Raw genomic sequence first — 18,194 nt, 5'->3', positions numbered from 1 at the left:
GGGGATGCCTACAACTTTACCACGACAACGCGGGCGCATTGCCTTCAACCGCGCCGCCTGGCGGCCATGGGGTGGATAGCGGGGAGCTGGGGCGGCCGGAAGGGCGGCCGCCAAAAGCGGGGGCCCGGGCCTGTATTCGGCCCGGGCCCCGCTGGCTGGCAAAAAGTGGCGGAGAGAGAGGGATTCGAACCCTCGGTGGAGCTTTTAACCCCACACTCGCTTAGCAGGCGAGCACCTTCGGCCTCTCGGTCATCTCTCCGCGGCCGGTATCGATTGGTTCAGCCGCCCCTGGGCGGCGATATTTCAGTTGGCGGAGGGAGTAGGATTCGAACCCACGGAGCCTTGCGGCTCAGCGGTTTTCAAGACCGCCGCCTTCGACCACTCGGCCATCCCTCCGCGATGCCTGACAATTTTACCAGAGGGAGGATGCGCATCGGGCCGTGGGGCCATATCCCGGCCCCGCTCAAGGTGCTTATGTACCACCCGCCCCCCGAGGGCGTCAACCGTTTGTGCCCTTTGGCCCCGGTTTCAGGGCGTTTTCTCCCGTCGCCGGGGCCGCCCGCTCCAGGTCGATTATCTTGCGGCCGGGCAGGTATTCCATGGTCTCGTAGCGCACGATGCGCCCGAAGCGCTCCACCAGGCGGGCCAGGCTCTGGGCGTCGGCCATCATGCGCCGGGCCTGGCGCTGCAAATCATCCGGCTGGCTGTACATGGCCATGAGCTCGCTGCTGGCCAAAAGCGAGGTCAGCGGCTGGTTGAGCTCGTGGGCCGCCGCCCCGGCCAGCTCCACCACCCCGGCCAGGCGGGCCGCTTCCTGGCGCTGCTCGTCCAGGCGGCGGCGGTGGCCGATGTCCCGGAAGCTCAGGTAGATGAGCCCCGCGTCCAGGGCCAGGACCAGGACCTCGTAGGTGCTGGGGCTGCCGCCCAGGGCGATCTCCACCTCCTCGCGGGCCACCTTGCCTTGCACCACCCATTCCATGAGGTCGCGGCCCCAGGAGCGCCGGTCGGCGGGCAGCAGGTCCAGCCACGGGTCGCCCTGGGGGGGCAGGCCGCCCTTGAGCAAACCGGCCGCCGCCCGGTTGGCCAACACCACCTTGCCCGCCGCGTCCACCAGCAAGATGGCGTCCGGGCTGCCCTCCACCACCGCGCGCAGGCGGGCGGCCTGGCGCTGCTGGCGGCGCTCGGCGGCCAGGCGGCTGGTCACGTCTTCCATGAGCACCAACTGCTCGCCCCCGGCCAGGCCCACCGAGCGGAAGAGCACGTCCTTTTCGCCCTGGTCGGCGCAGGTGATCCGGAACACCCGCTCGCGCAGGGCCCCCTCCCGGCCGCTGGTCAGGTCGGCCTTCCAGGCGGCCGCCGCCTGGCCGCGCCGCACGGGATCGGGGAAGGCCAGCTGGAGCCAGGCGCGGCCGTCGGGCACCAGCTCGGCGGAGTAGCCGAACATGGAGTTGAAGGCGGGGTTGGTATAGAGGTAGTTGCCCCGGGCGTCCAGAAAGGCCAGGCCCAGGGGAGACTGTTCGCTGAGGATGCGGAAGCGCTCCTGCTCCAGGGCCAGGGCCTCGGCCATGTGCTTGGACTCCTGGTTGAGGAGCTCCACCTGGCGCACGTGCTGGTTGAGGCTGTCCACCAAAAAACGGGCCCGCCGGGCGTTCACCCCGTAGAGCAGGGTCTTGAGGCGCTCGCCTAGGGGCAGATGAACCCAGCCCATGCGCCAGACGCTCTCCGGGGCGCCCTGGAAGAAGCAGGCTTCTTCCTCCAGGCGGGCCGGGGGGCGGCCGAAGCACAAGGGCAGGGCGGCCAGGCAGCCCATGGTGAACAGGCAATTGTTGTGGCTTAGGCAGGGGTCTTGGTGCCAACGCACGTGCAGGACGCAGCCGTCCTCGCCCAGGCCGCTGACCTTCATGGAGCTGATGGAGCGCGAAAAGCGGTGGATGAGCCAGGGGGCGCCCCGGGCCAGGTTGGCCGGGGTGCCCACCAGGCGCATGAACAGGCTCTTGAGCGGCCCCCAGGTGAAAAAGGCCATGGCTTCGAAGGCGATGGCATAGGGCGCCTGGGGATCGAGGAAGATTTCCTCCCGGGTCCGGCGCAAAAGCTCGCTGAACACCGATATGGGCACCCAACGGCCCCTGTGCCCCAGCACCTCCTCCACGCGGGCGGGCTCCATCCCGGCCAGGCGGTCCATGCCCTCCAGAAGCCGGGGCACCATCTCCGGGCGGCGGCGGCGCACATAAGAGATGACCGCGCTGGTGTTGAAGGTGCTGGTCAGGCGCTGGTCCATGGGACTTTTTATCCCCCGGGGGTGAGCAACGGCAATAAGTATCCAAAACATAAGCCGGAAAAGGCAAGCAATTTAAATGAGGCGCGGCTCAGCCGGCGGGCTGGACGGTTCGGGGAGCTTGTAGTATCTTGGGAACAAGCGCCGGCCAGCCTATCCTATTGCTTGGGTAGGAATGGCAGGCGGTTATATCGTTTTGCACATCATAACGAGGACCGGGCCGATGCAGCGGCTCGAGGCCCCGGCTGGCGTTGCCGTTCGGGGAAAAACCTCCCAACCGGTCCGTTGTTTCATTTTGTCTAGGAGCGAGGAAGCATGGACGGCAAAAAGGCTCCCAACGTCTCGGGAGTGGACAGCCCCGGCCGCCGGACGGTCTACAGCATCTGCGGCATGTGCGCGGTGCGCTGCCCCATCCAAGTAGAGGTTGAAGACGGCCGGGTGGTGTGGGTTCAGGGCAACCCCAACGACAAGGGCATGGGCACCAGCCTGTGCGCCAAGGGCGCGGCGGGCATCCCCTTTGAGTACGACGACGAGCGGCCCCAGTACCCCCTTATCCGCACCGGCCCCCGGGGCTCCGGCCAGTGGCGCCGGGCCACCTGGGACGAGGCCCTGGACTACATTGCGGACAAGCTGAAAGAGGTCATCGAGAAGTACGGCGGCAAGGGCGTGGCCCTTTCCGACCGCGGCGGCCCCTTCAACGACCTGACCAAGACCTTCATCAAGTCCCTGGGTTCGCCCAACTACTTCAACCACGACTGTACCTGCGGGCGCAACGCTCACCACGCCGCCAAGAGCCTTTTCGGCATGGGCCGCAAGGACTGGGGCATGGACATCAAGAACACCAAGCATTTGGTGCTCTACGGCCGCAACATGATCGAGTCGCTGCAGGTGAAGGAGGCCAAGGACTTCATCGAGGCCCTGGGCAAGGGCGCCAAGGTCACCTACATCGACGTGCGGGCCACCCTCACCGCCTCCAAGGCCAGCCGCTTCTGGATGATCCGGCCCAACACCGAGTACGCCCTCAACCTGGCCTGGATCAACGTTGTCCTGGCCGAAAAGCTATACAATGCCGAATTCGTTAGCAAATGGGTGGAGGGCCTCGACGAGCTGGAGAGCTTCGTAAAGGAGTACACCCCGGAGTGGGCCGAGAAGGTCACCGGGGTGAGCGCCGAGGAGATCAAGGCGGCCATCCGCGAGATCGCCGCCGACGCGCCCCAGGTCATCTTCCACCTGGGCTGGATGACCGCCCGTCACCGCCAGAGCTTCCACACCAGCCGCACCGCCCACATCCTCAACGCCCTTATGGGCAACTTCGAGGTAACCGGCGGCCTGATCGCGGCCAAGGGACCGGGGGATTACGGCCTCAAGGGCGTGAACAAGCTCGAAGACAGGGTGACCAAACCCACCGACGAGCGGGTTGACCAGATCGGCACCAAGTACAAGCATTGGGACTCCGGCCCCGGCCTGGCCCACATGCTCTTCGCCAACATGCTCACCGGCGAGCCCTATCAGGTGGGGGCCTACTTCGCCTACCGCCACGACCCCCTGACCAGCATTCCGGACCCCGAGGCCATCCAAAAGGGCATGGACAAGCTGGACCTGCTGGTGGCCATCGACGTTAACTACTCCGAGACCGCCTGGTACGCCGACGTGATCCTGCCCGAGACCACCTATCTGGAGCGCGGCAGCTTGGTGGCCCAGAAGAAGGGCGGCAAGCCCAGCCTTCAGGTGCGCGACCAGTGCATCGCCCCGCGCTTCGACAGCCGGCCGGCCTGGTGGATCTTCCGCGAGATCCTCCGGCGGATGGGCAAGAGCGAGGCCCTGGAGTTCGAGACCATCGAGGACATCTGGCATTACCAGCTGGACGGCACCGGGGTGAGCCCGGCCCAGCTTCGCGAAAAGGGCGTGATCGGCCTGGCCAAGGACGCCATCATGCGCGACCGCGAGGACGGCCTGGGCTTCAAGACCGCCTCGGGCAAGATCGAGATCATCTCCCCGGTGCTCAGCGAGGCGGGGCTGCCCAGCCTGGCCCCCTTCTACGAGGCCCCGCCCAAGGAGCCGGGCCAGTTCAACCTGGTCTTCGGCCGGGTGGGCTGGTTGGCCCACGGCCAGAGCACCAACAACCCCCTGCTCAACGAGCTGATGCCCGAGAACGCCCTGTGGATAAACTCCAAGGTGGCGGCCGAGCTGGGCATCGCCGACGGCGACACCATCAAGGTGAGCTCCGACGGGGCCGAGGCCGTGGGCAAGGTGAAGGTCACCGAGTACATCCACCCCGAGGCTGCCTTCATGGTGCACGGCTTCGGGCGCACGGTTCCCTTGCAGACCCGGGCCTACAAAAAGGGCATGGCCGACCAGCGCCTGATGAAGGGCAAGCTGACCGACTATGACCCGGCCGGCGGGGGCAACAACCTCACCGAGACGGTGGTGACAGTGACCAAGGCCTAGGGGCCGGGTGAAGCCTATAACCCTCACCCTGTGAGGAGCGAAATGAGCAAATATTTCCTTCTGCAAGACTCGGAGCGCTGCATAGGCTGCCTGGCTTGCGAGATTCATTGCAAAACCAACAAGGACCTGCCCATGGGCCCGTCCTTGTGCAAGAACATGTCGGTGGGCCCGGTGGAGGTTAAGGACATCCCCCGGGTGCGCTTCGTGTTCATGCCCTGTTTCCACTGCGAGGAACCCTGGTGCATGAACGTGTGCCCCTCCGGGGCCATCAAGCGCCGGGCCAAGGACGGCATCGTGTTCATCGAGCCCAGCCTGTGCATCGGCTGCAAGAGCTGCATCACCGCCTGTCCCTGGGGAGCCTGCCAGTGGAACCCGGTCACGGCCAAGGCGGTCAAGTGCGACTATTGCATGGAGCGGGTGGACCAGGGCCTCAAGCCGGCCTGCGTCACCAAGTGCCTGACCCAGTGCCTGGACTTCGGCAGCGCCGAGAATCTGCCCACCGGCCAGCGGGAGCGCTTCGCCGCCGCGGTGGCCCGCGACCACTTCAACCCCAAGGTCTAGGCCTCCGGGGGCGGCCCTAATCCGAACCCCCCGCCCGGCGGGGGGTTAACCGCGATCTTCGAGGCAGCAGTTATGGCTCCGCAAGCACCCCTTTCCATTCCCCACTCCCTGTTGGAGCGCACCCAGCGCCCCGGTCTGGCCGACCTGGACGCCTATCTGGCCGCCGGCGGGTTTGAGCTGCACCAGTTGGACGCGCTCGACGCGGTAAAGCAGCTCCGGGCCGCGGGCCTGCGCCGCCGCACCACCCCGGCCGAGCCGGTGTTCCATTCCTGGTGGGCCTTTGCCCAGCAGGGCGGCACGGGCGAGATGGTGGTGGACGCCCGCCAGCGCGACACCCTGTCCAAGGCCGAGGACCGGCTCCTGGGCATGGACCCCTACGGGCTCATCGAGGCGCTCTACCTGGCCCATCTGTCCAGCGGGGCCTCCCGGGCCCTGGTGCTATTGGATTCCAGCCTGTCCCGGCACCGGCCCGCGCTACTCAACGCCATGGCCGAGCTGAAGTGGCGGGGCCTGCCCGCGGGCAGCGCCTTTGAGCTGGAGGTCAGGGTGGGGCAGCTTTTCAACGCGCCCTCGGCCGACACGGCCCCCCGCCTGATCTGCTGCGTGGAGACCTGGTATCAGATCAAGCGCATCCTCACCCACCCCGACCTGGCATCCGCGCCGGGCGGCGAGGCGGGCACCCGCCTGATCACGGTGGGCGGGGCGGTGGCCCGGCCCGGCCTGGTGGAGGTGTCCCTGGGCAACACCCTGGGCACGGTGCTTACCCTGGCCGGAGGCCCGGACCCCAAGCACCCGCCCCGGGCCTTGGCCCTGGATTCCGGCGCGGGCGGCTTTTTGCCCCCGGACATGACCGATTTGCCCCTGGAGCCCGAGGAGATGATGGCCGCCGGGGCCAACCCCGGCTTCGCCACCCTCTTGGCCGTGGGGGCCGAGCGCTGTCTGGTGGAGCTGACCCGCAAGGCCATGATCCGCCTGGCCCAGCTGGGCGAACACCCCTCCGACGCCTCGCGCACCCTCACCTGGCACGCGGTGCGCCTGATCATACAGCTGCGCATCCGGCGGGGCGGCCCGGAGGTGGTGGAGCAGCTGGAGGCCATCGCCGGGCAGCTGGAGGCCATGAACTCCCCGGCCGCCTGGCCCCTGACCAGCAGCCTGCGCCACTTCCGCGAGGAGTGGGTCTCCCACGCCCAGGGCATCCCCTGCGCGGCCATGGACTGTTTGCGCCCCCTGGTGGCCCCCTGCCACGCCACTTGCCCGGCGGGCATCGACATCCCCTCCTTCATGGCCCTGATCGGCCAAAAGCGCTACGTGGAAGCGGTGGAGGTGATGCGCAAGGACAATCCTCTGCCTTTCATCTGCGGCCTGGTGTGCCCGGCCCCTTGCGAGAAATCCTGCTTGCGCCAGGAACTGGACACGCCCATCAGCATTAGGGCCATGAAGGCGGTGGCCTGCCGCCACGTTTTGGAAGACCAGGGCCACTACCCCCGGCCCGAGCTGGCCCCGGCCAGCGGCCACAAGGCCGCGGTGATCGGCGGCGGCCCGGCCGGCCTGACCTGCGCCTACTTCCTGGCCCTGGCCGGTCACCAAGTGACCCTATTCGAGGCCCAGGAGGTCATGGGCGGCACCACCTTCCTGGGCATTCCGGCCTACCGCCTGCCCCGCGAGGTGATCGACGCCGAGGTCCAGGCCATCGCCGAGCTGGGGGTGGAGATGAAAAACGGCCAGGCCCTGGGCCGCGATTTCACCCTGGACCAGCTCAAGGAGCAGGGCTACGAGGCGGTGTTTTTGGGCATCGGGGCCCACGAGGGCTACCGCCTGGGCATCCCCGGCGAGACCGACTATCCCCAGGTGCACGACGCCATCACCTTCCTTCGGGGCGTGTCCCTGGGCACCCAGGGCGCCCCGGCCGCCAAGGTGGTGGTGGTGGGCGGCGGCAACGCGGCCATGGACGCGGCGCGCACCTGCCGCCGCCTGGGCTGCGAGGTGACCATCAGCTACCGCCGCACCCGGGGCGAGATGCCGGCCCACGGCGAGGAGATCGACGACGCCCTGGCCGAGGGCATCAACATCGCCTTTCTCACCATGCCCGTGGAGGTGGTGGGCGAGGATGGCCAGGTCACGGGCCTCAAGTGCCTGCGGGCCGAGTTGGGGCCCCCGGACGCCACCGGCCGCCGCCGCCCCCAGGCCATGGAGGGCAGCGAGTTCATCATGGAGGCCGGGGCCATCATCGCGGCCATCAGCCAGCGGCCGGACCTGGCCTGCCTGGGCCCCTGGGCCCACGACGACAACCTCTGCGCCAAGACGGTGAACGCCGACATGCTCAGCGGCCAGACCTCCCTGGGCTGGCTCTACGCCGGCGGCGACGTGGTGACCGGCCCGGCCACGGTGGTGGAGGCGGTGGCCGCGGGCAAGCGGGCCGCCCTGGCCATGGACGCCCAGTTCAAGGGCGAGGCCCTGGACCCGGCGGACACCTATCCCACCCCCCGGGCGGTGGTGGCCCCCCTGCTGGTGGAAGCGGACCAAAAGGCCAGCCTCAAGCGGCCCGACATCCCCAAGCTGCCCCCCCTGGAGCGGGCGGACAGCTTCGAGCAGGCCGAGCTGGGGCTCGATGACGCCATGGCCCTGGGCGAGGCCCGGCGCTGCCTGCGCTGCGACGTGTGCATCGGATGCGGCCTGTGCCAGACCGCCTGCGCCGAGATGGGGGTGGGGGCCTTGCACTTCCGCGAGACCCCGGCCAACCGCAGCGCGCTCATCGACTTCCATCAGGCGGCGGACCGCTGTATCGGCTGCGGAGCCTGCTCGGCGGCTTGCCCCACCGGGGCCATCCGGCTTATGGACCGGGACGGGGTGCGCAAGACCACCCTGGCCGGCACGGTGCTTCGCGAGCTGCCCCTGCTCACCTGCGATGCCTGCGGCAAGCCCTATCTGCCCCAGCTATACCTGGACCGGGTGGCCAGCCGCCTGAGCCCGCGGCAAAAGGAGGGCATGGGCGGGGAGGTGATTTGCCCCGAATGCGCCCGCCGGCGGGCCGCCCGCCAGTTCGCCGGGGTTCGCTGAGGCCGGCAGGCCCCATGCGCCTTGCCAAAGCCATGAGGCCGGGTTAGGCTGGGGCCGTACGTTTTTTAGGAGACGCGCATGGCCCAGACGACCATCGGCCGTTACATGGAGTTCCGCCCCGCGTGGCAGTCCTTCGGGGTGTGGTACTTCGGCATCTTCATCTTCCTGGTGGGGCCTCTGGTAAACCCGGATACCTTCATATCCGAGGCGGCGGGCCAGCTCATCGCCAGTCTTTTGGGGGCCTACGTAATCATCACCCGCTTCACGCGCATGTATAGGGTGAGCCAGGATGCGGTGGAGGTGGAGCGGAGCTTCCCCTCCCACGCCAAGCAGATCGCGCCCATCGTGAACATAACCCGCATCGACCTGCGGCGGGGCATGGCCCAGCGCCTGATGAACGTGGCCCACGTGCACATCCACGCCAAGGTGCCCGGCGGCGAGGTGGAGATTCTCCGCCTCAGCGGAGTGCCCGCGCCCACCCGCTTCAAGCAGGTGCTCCTGGACCGGGGGGCCCACGACGAGCGGGTCTATGGGGCCTTCCGCTAGCGCTTGGCGGGCGGCCAGGGTACGCTTTTGGGAAAGCGGCCGCTCCCGCCAGACTCCGGTGGCCCTGGATTTGGGCGATGGCTGGCGGACGGTGAGCATCCTGGGCGAGGAGTTGGTGGCCGGGGCGGACCCGGCCGAGCCGGTGGCCCGGCGCTGGCGGCTGGCCGGCGAGGACGGCGCGCTCTATGTTTTGGCCCCCCATCCGGCGGGGGGATGGCGCGTCCGGGCATGGGGCCGGGGTGGCGCAAAGGTTTGACAGCCGGGCGTGGCCCATGCTACCTAGAAATGAGTGGAGGCCGTTTCCGCTTTGGCGTCTCCATCCACACGAAAAATGCAAATCCCCTAAGGAGGAGATAATCATGGTGGCCTTGGTTGGTGGGTTGATAGCCCTGCTTTTGGGAATCATCGGCATCTTCGCCTGGTGGGACGAGTTTCTTTGGCTGCTCAAGGGCGTGATTCCGCCCATCCTGATCCTGGGCGGGGTTCTGGCCGCCTATCTGGGGGCCGAGGAGATGAAGGACAAGCGCAAGGCCGAGAGCGAAGCGGCCATGGAGCCCTTCACCCCGCCCGCCGCCGAGGGCGACGACGCCGAGCGCTACAAGCAGGAAGTGGCCGAGCTCAAGGCCAAGCTGGCGGCCATGGAAGAGGCCCCGGCCGAGGAGAAAACGGAAGAGTAAGCTCCTCCTTTTCCGCTGGAACGATTCAGGGCGCGTCCCATGGGGCGCGCCCTTTTTTTGTGGGGCGCGGCGCTATCGGCGCGGCGTCCCGGCCCGCCACTCCCAGGCGGCCACGCCTCCCACCGCCCGCTCCGGGGCCGGGCCTTGCAGCCAGGCCCGCGCCGCCGCCTCCTCCCGCAGATAGGCGTCCGCAAAGGCGCTCACCGCCATGAGGATGAGCTGGTGGTAGCGGGCCTCGTGGGCCGGACGCTCCGGCCCGGCAGGATAGCCCAGGGGACTGCGGTGATCGCCGTCGTTTAGCCACAGTAGATACTGGTCGGCCCGTTTGATGTGGTCAAAGGGCACTCGCCGCCGCTCGGCGGTGGTGAAGCCCAGGCGGGCCACGTCTTGTCCGCCGCTGATGTGCAGGCCGGGCAGGGCGATGGGCCCGTACATCCGCCGAGGCGGGAGCTTGCCGGGCACCGGCGGGCTCAGGGCGATGAAGGCCCGGAACAGGGGCTCGCGCCAGGCACCGCCCCCTCCGAAATCCTGTCCCGCCGCGATCAGCGCGCTGAGCGCTCCCATGGAGTGCCCGGCCACCCCCACGCGGCCCAGGTCCAGGCGGCCTTGCCAGGGGCCGGGCTCGCGGTTCAATAGGGCCAGGCGGTTCAGGGCAAAGGAGAGGTCCCCGGCCCGCTGGCGGTAGCTCTCCGGGTTGCGCCCGGCCTTGTACAGGGCCCAGTAGGTGGCCAGCAGGCTGAGCCCCGCGCCCACCTCGCCGTCGCTGCCCGCGTGTTGCACCGCGCAGACGCCGTAGCCCTGGCTGGCCAAATGGCGGGCCAGGTAGGCCATGGCCTCGCGGCTGCCCCCCAGGCCGTGGGAGATTATCAGCACCGGCCAGGGGGCGGGCGCGCCTTGGGGGCGGTAGAGCTTCACCGGCACCTCGCGGCCGCGGGAGGCGTCCTGCCAGGTTTGGCGGCTTTCGGCCACGGCCCAGGGGCCGGGGCGGGGCGGGTCGGCTGGCGGCGACCAGGCCCGGGCCGGGGCGGCCAGGAGCAATACCAGCAACAGCGCGGCCAAAGATTTCAGACGCCAAGTCATGAGGCCATTATAGCCGCAAAAAAGGGGCGGCCCCGTTCGGAGCCGCCCCTGGGGGTTCGGGTTGTTTCTAGAGTCAGGCCGCGGCCGGGGCGGCGCCCGCCGGGCGCCAGACCTTCTGCATGATCACTACCAGGATCAGCAAGCCGAAGCCGGCCGAATCCACCAGCCAGGCGGGGATCACCCCGCCGCCGGGCAGCACGATGTCCGGCCAGAACAGCAGGCCCGCCGCGCAGACCAGGATCGCCGTCTCCAGGATGGTGGCCTTGCGGAACATGTAGCGGTCCAGGGCGGAAGCAAAGGCCACCAGGCCGCACAGGGTGGTGATCCAGGTGAAGATCACCTCCCAGTGCATCAGCTCGTACTCCTTGCCGTTGGCGATGCCCAGCATGGGGCGGTAGGCCATGATGATGGGGATGATGTAGAGCCCCTTGGCCAGCTTCCAGGAGGTGAAGGCGGTCTGCATGGGGTTGGCCCCGGCCACGCCCGCCCCGGCGAAGGAGGCCAGGGAGACCGGCGGGGTCACGTTGGCGTCCTGGGAGTACCAGAACACGATCATGTGAGTGACCAACAGCGGCACGCCCAGGTCCAGCAGGGCCGGACCGGCCAGGGTGGCCAGGACGATGTAGGAGGCGGTCACCGGCAGGCCCATGCCCAAGACCAGCGAGGCGGCTCCGATGAGCAGGATGGCCAGGGCCTCGATGCCGAAGGAGAGGTCCAGGACCAGGCTGGAGAACTTGAGCCCCATGCCGGTGAGGGTGACCATGCCCACGATGATGCCCGCCGCGGCGCAGGCCACCGAGACCATGATGGCGTTCCTGGCCCCGCGCTCCAGGCCGGTGACCACCATGGAACCTTCCGCCTTGGCCAGCTCCCCGGCGCTCAGGCGCTGGTCGCTGATCTCCTTGACCACGCCCTTGTTCAGGCTCCAGCGCACCAGGTTGGCCAGGATGCTGGCGGCCAGGGTGCTCACCACCGCCACGAAGCCGGCCATCATGGGCGAGTAGTTGGCCATGAGCACGTAGACGAGGATGCCCACCGGAATGATGAAGTGCAGGCCCCCTTTGATCACGTTCCAGGCCTTGGGCAGCTTGTCCTTGGGTTGGCCCATGATGCCCTGTTTCTGGGCCTCGAAGTGCACGAACAGAAGCACGGTGAAGTAGTAGAGGATGGCCGGCACCAGGGCCACCTTGATGATGGTCAGGTAGCTGGTGTTGGTGAACTCGGCCATGAGGAAGGCGCCCGCGCCCATGATGGGGGGCATGAGCTGGCCGCCGGTGCTGGCCGCCGCCTCGATGGCCCCGGCCACGTGGGGCCTATAGCCCACCCGTTTCATCATGGGGATGGTGAAGGACCCGGTGGCCACCACGTTGCCCACCGCCGAGCCGGACACCGAGCCCATGAAGCCCGAGGCCAATACCGCGGTCTTGGCCGGGCCGCCGGAGAAGCGGCCGGTGAGGGCGTAGGCCAAATCGATGAAGAAGTTGCCCCCGCCGGTGACCTCCAGGAAGGCCCCGAACAAGACGAACACGAAGACAAAGGTGGCGGCCACGCCCAGGGGCAGGCCGAAGATGCCCTCGGTGGTCAGCCACAGGGTGGTGGCGATGCGCTCCACGCTGTAGGGCTTGTGCAGGAACATGTCCAGCAGGTAGGGCTCGTAATAGATGCCGTAGAGCCAATAGCCCACCGCGGCCAGGCCCACCAGCAGGGTGAGCCAGCTCTTGGGGCTGTTGCACAGCCGTGCAAAGAGCATGCAGCCCAACACCGCCAGGATCACGTCGCCCATGGTGAAGGCGTAGATGAGCGCGGCGAAGCAGATGCCGGCCATCACCCCGCCGATGACCCGGCGGCAGGCCTCCAGGGTGAGCAGGGTGCCCACCACGCTGACCCAGACGTCGGCCTCGAGCCAGTCTCCCTGGCGGGCGAAGATCTCGTTCAAGTTGGAGCAGATGTAATAGACGCAATAGACCGAGGCCAAGACCAGGGCCCAGTCCATCAGCGTCCAGAAATTGAAGCGGTCCTTCCGGGCCCAGGGCCCGATGGGCCTGAGCAGGAAGGTGAGGCTGAGAATGGCGCCCAGGTGCAGCGAGCGCTGGACCAGGGCGGTGAGAGGAGCGATACCCGCGGTGTAAAGTTGGTAGAGACTCAGGCTCACCGCCAGAACCATGACCACTTTGGCCACCGCGTTCACCAGGGCCTGGTTGGGCCCCTGCTGGCTCGCCGCGCCGGCGGCATTCACGGTTGAAATCATCTACGGCTCCCGCGTGTTGGGAGTGGCCTTCCTGGGCATCAGCCGGTGCCACAGCTCGCCGAGCAGGCTCTCCGGCCGGGCCGAGAACATCACCGCCTGGTGGGGGACCACGGCGCTCAGGTTGGTCGCCGTGTGCCGCCACAGGATGGTGTGGTCCACCCCCGGGCTGCCTACCCTGAGGACGAAGTCCCCGGTGGGCAGGTGCATGTCGGTAATGGCTTCATAGGGGCCGCGCATGATCATGCGGCCCACCCCGGGCATCTTGCCCATGCCCGCCCCGTACTTGAGGTAGCGCTCTTCCTCGATGTAGATGCGTCCCGAGGAATCGACGCTGTGCTCCTCCCAGATGGGGGCGTTTTCCACCGAATGGTAGTAGTGCAGGGTGAAGCGCTCGCCGGGCTGGAGCGGCAGCTCCAGCAGGGGCGGCCCACCCTTCACCGGAGTGATGCTCAGCACCACTCCTCCGGGCAAAAGGGCCAATACGATCAGAATCAAGGCCAGTCCGGCCAGCCCCAAAAGGGCCAGCCGGACCGGCCGGTTCAGTGCGGTCACTTAGGGCTTCAGGATGTCGGGCACCGTGACGCCGCGTTCCTTGAGGGCCTTGATGGTGCCCGGGTGCAGCGGAATGGGGCTGTACTTAACCGCGTTCTCCGGGGTGGTGTAAGCCGCCGAGGGGTGGATCTTCATCATGTAGTCGCGGTGGTCCCACAGGGCGCTGACCAGCTTGTAGACCAGCTCGGTGTCCAGGGACTTCTGCACGATCATCACGTTCCACACGCCGATGGTGGGAACCGGCTTGTCCACGCCGCGATACACGCCGGCGCCCAGGTCCACGGCCATGTAGGTCTTCACCGCGCCGGTGATCTTCTTGACCTGCTCGGGGGTGAAGGAAAGGATGCGGATCTCGTGGGTGGTGGCCAGGTCCATGATGGAGCTGGTGCCCGGGCCCACCGACCAGATGCCCACCTCGATGGTGCCGTCGCGCAGGGCGTTGGCGGTCTCGGTGAAGCTCAGGCGCTTGTCGTCGTAGGAGCCCTTTTCGATGCCCAGGGCCTTGAACACGGCCTCGGCCATGAAGTTGGTGCCCGAGCCGGGGCTGCCGCTGGAGATGCTCTTGCCCTTGATCTGCTCGATGTTGGTGATGGGGCTTTTCTTCATCACCACAACCTGGAGCAGGTTGGGGTACATGATGGCCATGGAGAGGATCCGGTGCTTCTTGCCCCGGAACTTGCTCAGGCCCTTGTAGCCGGCCAGGGCCACGCCGCCCATGACCTCGCCCACCACGGTCTCGCCCTTGTCGGCCAGCTTGACGTTCTCCACGCTGGCGCCGGTGACCTCGGCCACCGCCTTGACGCCCTTGACGTACTTGGACCATACCTCGGCCACGCCGCCGCCGTAGGGATAATAGATGCCGCCGGTGCCGCCGGTGCCGATGGAAATGAAGGTTACGCCCTGGGCCAGGCCGGCGCCGACCAGGATCAGCGCCGCGATGATTGCAATAATGCTAAAGCGTTTCATTGGGTTCCTCCCTTGATCCTTGGGCTACTTGCTCATGGTCTTGACGATGAGGGTCATGCCCAGAGGGGTCTTTTCCTGACCCTTGAAGAAGTAGGTGAAGCTGGCGGTGGCGCCGGGCTTTACCAGACCCTTTTTGGTCTTGCGGGGGATGAGACCACCCACGGCCTTGTCGTTGGCCAGGAAGATGTTGACCCGGAAACGCTGGGGCTCCTTGGACACGTTCTGCAGCGAAACCTTGACCGCCAGGGACATCACCCCGTCGAAAGGCTTGTGCATGCAGGTGAGGCCCACCAGCTTGGCCTCGGGGGCCAGGGCGCGCACCAGCTTGCCCTGCACCGCGCAGGGGCCGGGCTTCACCGGAGCGGGCTTGGCCATCTCCTTCTTCATGTTGTCCACGCCCTTGTCCACGGTGGCGCAGCCACCCAGGGCCAGGGCCAGGGCCATGGCGGCCATGAGCCCGATGAGCATCAGTTTGCTGATTCGCATGTTTGTCCTCCCATACGTTTTGAGACAGTTACCTGGTTTAAAAAATCTTCAGCTGGCCTTGCGGCTGGCCTGGTCCTGGGCCACTTGCACCCCCATGCGGTGGTACAAATCGCGCAAGGTCTCCAGGTCGTCTATGGTCAGCTTGCGGGCCAGGTCGGCTTGACTGGCCAGCAACGCCTGAAAGATTTGGTGGTGAAACCGGTGAACCGTTTGGCTCGTCCGGCGGTTCAACTTGCCTCGCAGGGTCCCCACCAGAATGCTCAGCACGGTTTCGCAAAGCACGCTGAGCAGGGGATTGCCCGCCAGGGCCACCAGGCGGCGGTGGAATTCCAGGTTGTCGTCTCGAAGCGCCTGGGAGTCGCTATGATTGCCTTCGGCCTGTTCCAGAATCTCGCGCAGGGGCCCCAGGTCCTCGGGGCGGGCCCTCTCGGCGGCCAGGGCCGCGGCGGGCGGCTCCAGCATCAGGCGCATCTCGAACAGGTCGTTGAGGGAGATGTCTCCCCCGGCTAAAAGATTTTCTATCGAGGTTATGAGGGGCTTGTCCAGGTCATGGCACACGAAGGTGCCCCCGCCCGCCCCTTTTTGCACGCGCAGGATGCCGGCCAGCTCCAGGGTGCGGATGGCCTCGCGCACCACCACCCGGCTGACCCCGAAACCCTCGGCCAGCTCTCGTTCGGGAGGCAGCTGCTGGTCCTGGCTCAACTCGCCGGAAAATACCTGCGTGCGGATGGCCTCGGCCACCTCCTCGTAGGCTTTTTTCCGTTTCCTATTGTGCAAAGAACCTCCTCGCCGGGTTGTGCTTCCCGGTGCGGGGGTAGTCAAATGAAGATCGAAAATTGGGCTAACCTTAGACCAGAATTATCTTGCCAAGGCGGCTCCCGCCTTGTCAAGGGGGCTCCTTGACCATATAGCACTTGGGGCCTATGCTTCAGCCATGTCGACCGCACCCCGCCAGACGGCCGCGCCGGTGCCCCTGTGGCGACCGGCCCTGGGCCAGGGCCTCGCCCGCTGCCGCAAGTTCATGGGCTTTCTGGTGATCAACATCCTGCCCCTGTACGTGCTATCCGAGGTGCTCACCGCCTCCGGGGCCATGGCCTATATCAGCGGCTTTTTGGCCCCGGTGATGGGCCAGTGGAGCCTGCCCCCCGAGGCGGCGGCGGTGCTGGTGGCCGGGATGCTGGTGAACCTCTACGCGGCGGCGGCGGTGGCCGCGCCCTTGGCCCTCACCTGGCAGCAGGTGAGCATCCTGGGGCTCATTCTGGGCATCAGCCATAGCCTCTTGGTGGAGGCGGTGGTGGTGCGCCAGCTCACCCCGCGCTACCAACTGCTTACCTGGTTCCGCCTGGCCTTGGGCCTGGGGGCGGGCTGGCTATTGGCGCTGATCATATGTTAGGCAAGGTGTGGGGCATAATCCCCGGCGCCCTGGGCCAGGGGCTCATCCTCTGCGCCGAGATTGCCGCGGTGGTGCTGCCCCTTATAATTGGCTACGAGATGGCCAAGGCCTACGGGGTGTTCGAGCGCCCCTGGCCCCGCCTGCGCCCCTGGCTGGCCCGTTTGGGCCTGGGCCCGGGGGCGTTGGTGCCCCTTCTGGCCGGGGTGTTCCTGGGCCTGTTGTACGGCGCGGGCATTTTGGTCTCCGTGAGCCGGGAGCGGGGCCTGGCCGAGGGCGAGCGCCTGGCCCTGGCGGTGTTTCTCATCACCTGCCACGCGGTGGTGGAGGACACGGCCATCTTCGTGCTCTTGGGCGGCAGCGCCTTCTGGATTCTGGGGCCGCGCCTAGCCTTGGCCCTGGGGCTCACCGCCTGGCTGGCCCGCCGGGGGCGGCGCAAGGCCGCACGCCTGTAATTAAAAGGAGAGAACATGGCCGATCACAGCCACGGTTTTGTGGAGGAATACAAGGGCCTGGTGGGCTTCGGCCTGGACCGGCCCACCGACGAGGCCACGGTGTGGGTCTACTTGCAGAAGTTCGCGGACGACGACTGCATGAGGGCCATCCTCCCCCGCCTGGAGCAGAAGGACCTGGAGACGGTCTTCGACCTGATCAGCGACCTGCTGCGCCGGCACCTGAGCGAAGAAGAGTATCACGACAAGTTTTTGAAGGACCCGGAGCCCCATCACCACCACCCCATCGAGGAGTAGGGCCATGGACCCCCGGGAAAAGCTCTACGGCGACCTGGCCCTGGTGCGGGGCATATTGGAGACCGCTTTTTTCAGCCCGCTACGGGCCCTGGACTGGCCGGCCTTCTGCTTCGACCAGGCGGGGCTGTTGGGCATGGAGGACGAGGAGGTCTTCGACCTCACGGTCCGCGCCTCCCTGGCCGCCGAGACCATGCACCCCAGCGAGAGCCAGGGGCGCGACCCCCTGGCCTGGCTCTGGGCCCTGCCCGAGCCCGGCCCGGTGCTGGCCCACGCCCTGGCCAGCATGAGGGCCGACCGGCCTTTCCTGTTCCACCGGGTGCTCTACTCCCTGGGCCCGGTGCGCGAGGGGGCCATCGACCCCGGCGACTACGAGCTGGTGGAGGACTACATGGCCGCCGCCCTGGCCGGGGGGCCCCAGATGCGCGCCGCCGCCGGCCAGGAGTTGAACACCCTGACCCGGCGGGCCCTCCAGGCCGCGGGACAGGACCCGGAGAGCCCGGACCCGGCCCTGGCCGAGCTGGCCGCGCAGGTTTTGGCCCGGCCCCAGGCCACCGGGGCCCACTCCGACGCGGAGCTCTTGACCTGGCTGACCCTGGGCGACGCCCTGGAGGGGGTGCCCGGGGAGCTGGCCCCGGCCGTGGCCGCCCTGGCCTGGAGCCGCTGGTGCGCGGCGATCATGGGCGAGCCGGTGGATTTGGAGCTGTTGGGCCGCTTGCATCCCGAGGTGACCTTCAGCCCCAGCGAGCTGGCCCTGTACGTGCCCCAGGAGCCGGGCGGCGGGCAGATCATCCACAGCCAGTGCCCCTTCTGCTCCGAGGACAACCAGCTCCGGCTGGGCAAGGAGGTGAGCGAGATCAACCGCTGCCCCCACCTGATCTACGTGGGCACCAGCGACGAGGCCCATCTGCTCACCGTGCTGGAGAACTACGAGCTGGGATCGGACTTCCTGGCCCTGTTGGACAGCTATTACCAGTCCCCCTCGGACTTCGAGCTGTTCGCCACCATCGTGGACGACCTCTACGAGATGCTCAGCGCCCAGGGCCGCCTGGGCAGCGCGCCGGTGACCAGCCCGGATACCAAGGGGCTGTACTATCTGAAGGCCTTCTTCGCCGGGCCCCCGCCCCAGGAGGAGCACCTGCACTAGGGTTAGGAGACGAGC

The 18,194-nt window shown here is 67.6% G+C and carries 17 protein-coding genes and 2 tRNA genes; 10 read left to right on the top strand and 9 right to left on the bottom strand.

The features are described from left to right. Positions 1-166: 166 nt before the first annotated feature. The 3 genes from KQH53_03700 to KQH53_03690 all read right to left on the bottom strand — a co-directional run bounded on the left by KQH53_03700 (position 167) and on the right by KQH53_03690 (position 2,278). Positions 167-259 (bottom strand) — tRNA-Ser (locus KQH53_03700). A gap of 49 nt (positions 260-308) precedes the next feature. Further along, positions 309-396 (bottom strand) — tRNA-Ser (locus KQH53_03695). Positions 397-499: 103 nt separating this feature from the next. Further along, positions 500-2,278: a PAS domain S-box protein gene (locus tag KQH53_03690; protein ID MCB2225758.1), complete on the bottom strand. Its 1,779-nt coding sequence runs from the start codon at positions 2,276-2,278 to the stop codon at positions 500-502. Positions 2,279-2,590: 312 nt separating this feature from the next. On the opposite strand from KQH53_03690, the gene KQH53_03685 reads away from it, so the two are divergent. The 6 genes from KQH53_03685 to KQH53_03660 all read left to right on the top strand — a co-directional run bounded on the left by KQH53_03685 (position 2,591) and on the right by KQH53_03660 (position 9,564). Continuing rightward, a complete protein-coding gene (locus tag KQH53_03685) occupies positions 2,591-4,723 on the top strand; it encodes a molybdopterin-dependent oxidoreductase (GenBank protein ID MCB2225757.1) in 2,133 nt (710 codons plus the stop codon). Positions 4,724-4,765: 42 nt separating this feature from the next. Then, positions 4,766-5,284, top strand: coding sequence for a 4Fe-4S binding protein (locus KQH53_03680; GenBank protein MCB2225756.1), 519 nt, complete (start codon positions 4,766-4,768; stop codon positions 5,282-5,284). A gap of 72 nt (positions 5,285-5,356) precedes the next feature. After that, positions 5,357-8,341: an FAD-dependent oxidoreductase gene (locus KQH53_03675; GenBank protein ID MCB2225755.1), complete on the top strand. Its 2,985-nt coding sequence runs from the start codon at positions 5,357-5,359 to the stop codon at positions 8,339-8,341. 78 nt (positions 8,342-8,419) lie between these two features. Further along, on the top strand, positions 8,420-8,887 hold the full coding sequence (locus tag KQH53_03670) for a PH domain-containing protein (protein ID MCB2225754.1): 468 nt from the start codon (positions 8,420-8,422) through the stop codon (positions 8,885-8,887). Continuing rightward, on the top strand, positions 8,871-9,143 hold the full coding sequence (locus tag KQH53_03665) for a hypothetical protein (protein ID MCB2225753.1): 273 nt from the start codon (positions 8,871-8,873) through the stop codon (positions 9,141-9,143). Before KQH53_03670 ends, KQH53_03665 begins: the two co-directional genes overlap by 17 nt. A gap of 103 nt (positions 9,144-9,246) precedes the next feature. Then, positions 9,247-9,564 (top strand): hypothetical protein, encoded by a 318-nt coding sequence (locus tag KQH53_03660; GenBank protein ID MCB2225752.1) that lies wholly within the window; start codon positions 9,247-9,249, stop codon positions 9,562-9,564. 72 nt (positions 9,565-9,636) lie between these two features. Here the strand turns inward: KQH53_03660 and KQH53_03655 are convergent, their stop codons facing one another. From KQH53_03655 to KQH53_03630, 6 genes are all read right to left on the bottom strand, one after another. Next, complete coding sequence (locus tag KQH53_03655; GenBank protein MCB2225751.1) at positions 9,637-10,644, bottom strand: hypothetical protein; 1,008 nt, start codon at positions 10,642-10,644, stop codon at positions 9,637-9,639. A 73-nt stretch (positions 10,645-10,717) separates the two neighbouring features. Beyond that, positions 10,718-12,892: a TRAP transporter permease gene (locus KQH53_03650; GenBank protein MCB2225750.1), complete on the bottom strand. Its 2,175-nt coding sequence runs from the start codon at positions 12,890-12,892 to the stop codon at positions 10,718-10,720. Beyond that, positions 12,893-13,444, bottom strand: coding sequence for a DUF1850 domain-containing protein (locus KQH53_03645; GenBank protein ID MCB2225749.1), 552 nt, complete (start codon positions 13,442-13,444; stop codon positions 12,893-12,895). It lies immediately after the preceding gene. After that, a complete protein-coding gene (locus KQH53_03640) occupies positions 13,445-14,410 on the bottom strand; it encodes a TAXI family TRAP transporter solute-binding subunit (protein ID MCB2225748.1) in 966 nt (321 codons plus the stop codon). It abuts the gene before it with no gap. A 24-nt stretch (positions 14,411-14,434) separates the two neighbouring features. After that, positions 14,435-14,896, bottom strand: coding sequence for a hypothetical protein (locus tag KQH53_03635; GenBank protein ID MCB2225747.1), 462 nt, complete (start codon positions 14,894-14,896; stop codon positions 14,435-14,437). Between the two features lie 48 nt (positions 14,897-14,944). Next, positions 14,945-15,673 carry an FCD domain-containing protein gene (locus tag KQH53_03630; GenBank protein ID MCB2225746.1) on the bottom strand — a complete coding sequence of 243 codons (729 nt, stop codon included), beginning with the start codon at positions 15,671-15,673 and terminating at the stop codon, positions 14,945-14,947. Positions 15,674-15,830: 157 nt separating this feature from the next. Here KQH53_03630 and KQH53_03625 point away from each other — a divergent pair, with 157 nt between their 5' ends. Genes KQH53_03625 through KQH53_03610 form a run of 4 tightly spaced genes read left to right on the top strand, consistent with a single transcriptional unit; the run spans position 15,831 to position 18,179 of the window. Continuing rightward, positions 15,831-16,289: a hypothetical protein gene (locus KQH53_03625; protein MCB2225745.1), complete on the top strand. Its 459-nt coding sequence runs from the start codon at positions 15,831-15,833 to the stop codon at positions 16,287-16,289. Continuing rightward, on the top strand, positions 16,283-16,741 hold the full coding sequence (locus KQH53_03620; GenBank protein ID MCB2225744.1) for a hypothetical protein: 459 nt from the start codon (positions 16,283-16,285) through the stop codon (positions 16,739-16,741). The genes KQH53_03625 and KQH53_03620 overlap by 7 nt, the downstream gene beginning before the upstream one ends. Before the next feature lie 15 nt (positions 16,742-16,756). Beyond that, positions 16,757-17,035, top strand: a complete 279-nt coding sequence (locus tag KQH53_03615; protein MCB2225743.1) for a cytoplasmic protein — start codon at positions 16,757-16,759, stop codon at positions 17,033-17,035. 4 nt (positions 17,036-17,039) lie between these two features. Further along, positions 17,040-18,179 (top strand): hypothetical protein, encoded by a 1,140-nt coding sequence (locus tag KQH53_03610; protein ID MCB2225742.1) that lies wholly within the window; start codon positions 17,040-17,042, stop codon positions 18,177-18,179. Positions 18,180-18,194: the final 15 nt, after the last annotated feature.

Source organism: Desulfarculaceae bacterium (genome assembly GCA_020444545.1).
Lineage (GTDB): Bacteria > Desulfobacterota > Desulfarculia > Desulfarculales > Desulfarculaceae > Desulfoferula.
Note: the sequence above shows the minus strand (reverse complement) of the source record. Positions and strands in the feature narration are given on the sequence as shown.

Coding starts and splice junctions, on each gene's coding strand:
- KQH53_03690 (MCB2225758.1), bottom strand. CDS start 2,278: ATGGACCAGCGCCTGACCAGCACCTTCAACACCAGCGCGGTCATCTCT.
- KQH53_03665 (MCB2225753.1), top strand. CDS start 8,871: ATGGGGCCTTCCGCTAGCGCTTGGCGGGCGGCCAGGGTACGCTTTTGG.
- KQH53_03675 (MCB2225755.1), top strand. CDS start 5,357: ATGGCTCCGCAAGCACCCCTTTCCATTCCCCACTCCCTGTTGGAGCGC.
- KQH53_03685 (MCB2225757.1), top strand. CDS start 2,591: ATGGACGGCAAAAAGGCTCCCAACGTCTCGGGAGTGGACAGCCCCGGC.
- KQH53_03635 (MCB2225747.1), bottom strand. CDS start 14,896: ATGCGAATCAGCAAACTGATGCTCATCGGGCTCATGGCCGCCATGGCC.
- KQH53_03670 (MCB2225754.1), top strand. CDS start 8,420: ATGGCCCAGACGACCATCGGCCGTTACATGGAGTTCCGCCCCGCGTGG.
- KQH53_03650 (MCB2225750.1), bottom strand. CDS start 12,892: ATGATTTCAACCGTGAATGCCGCCGGCGCGGCGAGCCAGCAGGGGCCC.
- KQH53_03680 (MCB2225756.1), top strand. CDS start 4,766: ATGAGCAAATATTTCCTTCTGCAAGACTCGGAGCGCTGCATAGGCTGC.
- KQH53_03640 (MCB2225748.1), bottom strand. CDS start 14,410: ATGAAACGCTTTAGCATTATTGCAATCATCGCGGCGCTGATCCTGGTC.
- KQH53_03660 (MCB2225752.1), top strand. CDS start 9,247: ATGGTGGCCTTGGTTGGTGGGTTGATAGCCCTGCTTTTGGGAATCATC.
- KQH53_03625 (MCB2225745.1), top strand. CDS start 15,831: ATGTCGACCGCACCCCGCCAGACGGCCGCGCCGGTGCCCCTGTGGCGA.
- KQH53_03615 (MCB2225743.1), top strand. CDS start 16,757: ATGGCCGATCACAGCCACGGTTTTGTGGAGGAATACAAGGGCCTGGTG.
- KQH53_03610 (MCB2225742.1), top strand. CDS start 17,040: ATGGACCCCCGGGAAAAGCTCTACGGCGACCTGGCCCTGGTGCGGGGC.
- KQH53_03620 (MCB2225744.1), top strand. CDS start 16,283: ATGTTAGGCAAGGTGTGGGGCATAATCCCCGGCGCCCTGGGCCAGGGG.
- KQH53_03655 (MCB2225751.1), bottom strand. CDS start 10,644: ATGACTTGGCGTCTGAAATCTTTGGCCGCGCTGTTGCTGGTATTGCTC.